Source organism: Methanocalculus sp. (genome assembly GCF_029762515.1).
In the GTDB taxonomy this organism is placed as follows: Archaea; Halobacteriota; Methanomicrobia; order Methanomicrobiales; family Methanocorpusculaceae; genus Methanocalculus.
Genome location: NZ_JARVGN010000205.1, coordinates 1 through 4,052 on the forward strand (window position 1 = coordinate 1; position 4,052 = coordinate 4,052).

The 4,052-nt window shown below is 55.1% G+C and carries 4 protein-coding genes and 1 pseudogene; all 5 read left to right on the forward strand.

Features of this window, described 5'->3' with window-relative positions; all coding sequences use genetic code 11:
- A pseudogene (locus QCH34_RS08040) lies at positions 1 to 657 on the forward strand (methyl-coenzyme M reductase subunit beta); the annotation flags it as partial.
- A gap of 24 nt (positions 658 to 681) precedes the next feature.
- The gene (gene mcrD / locus QCH34_RS08045; protein WP_300332659.1) at positions 682 to 1,152 is read left to right on the forward strand and encodes a methyl-coenzyme M reductase operon protein D; all 471 of its coding nucleotides are present in this window, start codon (positions 682 to 684) and stop codon (positions 1,150 to 1,152) included.
- A gap of 1 nt (position 1,153) precedes the next feature.
- Positions 1,154 to 1,795: a methyl-coenzyme M reductase I operon protein C gene (gene mcrC / locus QCH34_RS08050; protein ID WP_300332662.1), complete on the forward strand. Its 642-nt coding sequence runs from the start codon at positions 1,154 to 1,156 to the stop codon at positions 1,793 to 1,795.
- Between the two features lie 3 nt (positions 1,796 to 1,798).
- Positions 1,799 to 2,560 (forward strand): coenzyme-B sulfoethylthiotransferase subunit gamma, encoded by a 762-nt coding sequence (gene mcrG, locus QCH34_RS08055; protein WP_300332663.1) that lies wholly within the window; start codon positions 1,799 to 1,801, stop codon positions 2,558 to 2,560.
- Positions 2,561 to 2,566: 6 nt separating this feature from the next.
- Positions 2,567 to 4,052, forward strand: a 1,486-nt coding sequence (gene mcrA / locus QCH34_RS08060; RefSeq protein WP_300332665.1) for a coenzyme-B sulfoethylthiotransferase subunit alpha, incomplete at its 3' end; no start/stop codon positions are given.

Below are 4,052 nucleotides of genomic sequence, written 5' to 3' on the forward strand. Positions count from 1 at the left end.
GAGCAGGCAGGAGAGTTCGAGATGGGAGCCGCAATCGGTCCGTTCGAGCGTGCACAGATGCTCCTCTACGCCTACCAGGGACTGAATGCAAACAACCTCGTCTACGACCTCGTCAAGAAGAACGGCCAGACCGGAACCGTCGGTACCGTCGTCCAGTCGCTTGTTGAGCGTGCAATCGAAGACAAGGTCATCGCACCAGGCAAGAAAGGCGGATACTTCCAGTTCTATGACACGAAGGACCCGATGCTCTGGAATGCATATGCAGCAGCAGGTACCCTCGCCGCAACCATGGTCAACTGTGGTGCCGGCCGTTTCGCACAGGCAGTCTCTTCAACACTCCTGTACTTCAACGACCTGCTTGAGCACGAAACCGGTCTCCCAGGCTGTGACTACGGTCGTGTAATGGGTGTTGCAGTCGGTTTCTCCTTCTTCAGCCACTCGATCTACGGTGGTGGAGGTCCAGGTATCTTCAATGGAAACCACGTTGTCACCAGGCACGCAGCCGGTGTCGGTATCCCCTGTATCGTTGCCGCCTGTGCACTTGATGCAGGAACCCAGATGTTCTCGCCAGAGTCAACATCGAAGATCTACCAGGACACCTTCGGCCAGATCGATGAGTTTGCAAAGCCAATCCAGGCAATTGCAAAGGCTGTATAAACCAGTCTGTAATCAAGGATTCAAATGGCAGAAACCAGCTACCCCCAGATACGAATCGTTCCCGCACGTTTCCTCACCCCGGATACCGCAGAGACTCTCATAAATAAGATCCTCTCAACCACCGGTATCCGACGGATCGTTTTAAACGGACCCCGTGTACCAGAGATCGTCCCGTATGGGCCTGCCCGGGGCACCCCCAATGTGGTTGCCCAGAGGCGGGAGATCGAGGTGATGGGTGAGACGATTAAACTCCAGGTACAGGTTGGAACAATCCTCATCGAACTTGAGGATGAAACACCAATACCGGAGATCAGAAAAGCATGCGAGACGGTTCTTACGAACTTCCCATTCACTCTCCAGGAGGGCAGATTCATGCGCTCCAGTATGACCATGACCGATTATGCAAAGTACGGTATCGTCGAAGACGAACGTATCCTGGGCATAGTTGACCCAAAGAGCAAAACCCGACCGATCATCCTGCAGGGGAACAAGTAACATGCCAATAGGACGTGTGACACAGGTCGTCGACTGCCGCCAGTCCATGGGGATGGGCAAAGGAGGATCGCTCGCACAACGCGGGACGATCTCCGAATGCCGGTACCCGGACGTCATCGTGGTGGCAATGTCTCCCGGACGGAGGCATGTGACAAAGCCGATCTGCGATATCACGTCAGCACTCAGGCAGCAGGGGGTCGAATACAGCGTAAGTACCCTGGTGTTGAACGCGGGCAGCGGCATCCCCGCTGATGCAGGAAACGCAGGCGGAGCGGCCATCGGTGCAAATTTCGGCTTGAATTACCGTGAGATCGAACAGATCGAACGGCATAAAGTCGCAGTCCTTCACCATGGCAATGTTCGATCGCACGTTGTTCATAAAGTCAGAAGCATACTTGAATCATGCGACACGAAAGCGGTCGTCGTCTCACAGGCGCCGATCGATTACGAGGATCTCGCACGGGAAGGAGTAAAGACCGCCTATGTGATGCCCCCCGCAGATGCAATCCGGACAAAAGGAACCGTTGTTGCAATTGTGAGCGGAGTAACTCGTGGGCAGACACCGACACGGGAGAAGCTGGCAGATGTCATCCGTGAAGTATTACGAACAATGAAGGAGAAATCCTTCACAGAGGTGAATTAATTTATGGCATACAAACCACAGTATGGCCCGGGAACCTCCAAGGTCGCCGAAAACCGGCGAAAGCAGATGAACCCGGCAGTAAAACTCGAGAAGATTCGCGATGTAACCGATGAGGACGTTGTTCTTATCCTCGGACACCGTGCACCAGGCCAGGCATATCCAACCGCACACCCGCCACTCGCAGAGCAGGGTGAGCCGGACTGCCCGATCAGAAAGATCGTCGCCCCAACAGAGGGAGCAAAGGCAGGAGACCGCGTCCGGTATATCCAGTTCGCAGACTCAATGCTGAACGCACCCTCACAGCCATACCAGAGGACCTACACCGAGATGTACCGGTACCGTGGTATTGACCCAGGTACGCTCTCCGGCCGTCAGATCGTTGAGTGCCGTGAGCGTGACCTTGAGCAGATCTCAAAGGACTTAATCAACACGAACCTCTTCGACCCGGCACGTGTCGGTATCCGTGGCGCAACTGTGCACGGACACTCGCTCCGTCTCGCAGAGGACGGCATGATGTTTGACATGCTTCAGAGGTGCGTCCTCGACAAAGACGGCATCGTCAAGTACGTCAAAGACCAGATCGGTGTCCCGCTCGACAAGAAAGTCGCAGTCGGCAAGCCCATGGACGAGAAATGGCTCGGCGATAACACGACCATCTTCCACGTCCTCGGCGGGAACCCCTACAGGAATGACGCAGAGTACGTCGAGTACATCCAGCGCATCCACAGCCTGAGAACAAAATACGGATACATGCCCAAGGAGTGATAAAAGATGGCAAAAATTGAGAGAGCACAGAAACTCTTCCTGAAGGCACTGAAGGAGAAGTTCCCGGGACAGGATGTAGAATCCCAGAAAGCCAAGTTCTATGCATTTGACGGCCTGAACCAGTCTCCCCGTAAGAAGGAGTTCATGGCTGAGAACGCAAAGATCGTCAAAGAGCGTGGCATTGACATGTATGACCCCGCACGGTGCCACCTTGGTGGTATCCCGATGGGTCAGCGCCAGCTGATGACCTACGAGGTCTCAGGAACCGGCACCTTCGTTGAGGGTGACGACCTCCACTTCGTCAACAACGCTGCCATGCAGCAGTTCTGGGACGACATCAGGAGAACCGTTATCGTCAACATGGACCTTGCCCACCAGACCCTCCAGAAGCGTCTTGGCAAGGAAGTTACACCAGAGACGATCAACGAATACCTCCACGTTGTCAACCACGCAATGCCCGGAGCAGCCGTTGTTCAGGAGCACATGGTCGAGACCCACCCTGCACTCACCGACGACTGTTACGTCAAGGTCTTCACCGGAGACTCCGAGCTTGCAGACGACATCGAACCACAGTTCTTAATCAATGTCGAGAAGCTCTTCCCGAAGAAGCAGGCAGAAACCCTGATGGGCGCAGTCGGCAAGTCCATGTGGCAGTGTGTCCACATCCCGACAACAGTCTCCCGCACCTGTGATGGTGGAACAACCTCCCGGTGGTCCGCCATGCAGATCGGTATGTCCTTCATCGGTGCATACCGGATGTGCGCAGGCGAAGCAGCAGTCGCTGACCTCTCCTATGCAGCAAAGCACGCTGGTGTCATCCAGATGTCCTCACACCTGCCAGCCCGCCGTGCCCGTGGTCCAAACGAGCCAGGTGGTATCCTCTTTGGCAACTTTGCCGACATGATCCAGGCAGACCGGAAGTATCCAAATGACCCCGCAAAGGCATCCCTTGAGGTTGTCGGTGCTGGAACAATGCTCTTCGACCAGATCTGGCTCGGCTCCTACATGTCCGGTGGTGTCGGATTCACCCAGTATGCAACAGCAGCATACACCGACAACATCCTCGATGAGTTCACTTACTACGGTATGGACTACATCAAAGACAAGTACAAGGTCGACTGGCAGAACCCGAATCCAAAGGACAAAGTCAAGCCAACCCAGGAAGTCGTCAACGACATTGCAACCGAGGTTAACCTCAATGCAATGGAGCAGTACGAACAGTACCCGACCATGATGGAAGACCACTTCGGCGGTTCCCAGCGTGCAGGTGTCATGGCAGCAGCCTGCGGTCTCTCGACCTCAATTGCAACCGGTCACTCAAACGCTGGTCTGAACGGCTGGTACCTCTCGATGCTCATGCACAAAGAGGGATGGTCACGTCTCGGATTCTTCGGCTACGACCTGCAGGACCAGTGCGGTTCAGCAAACACCATGTCTGTCCGGCCTGATGAAGGCTGTATCGGCGAGTTCCGTGGACCGAACTACCCCAACT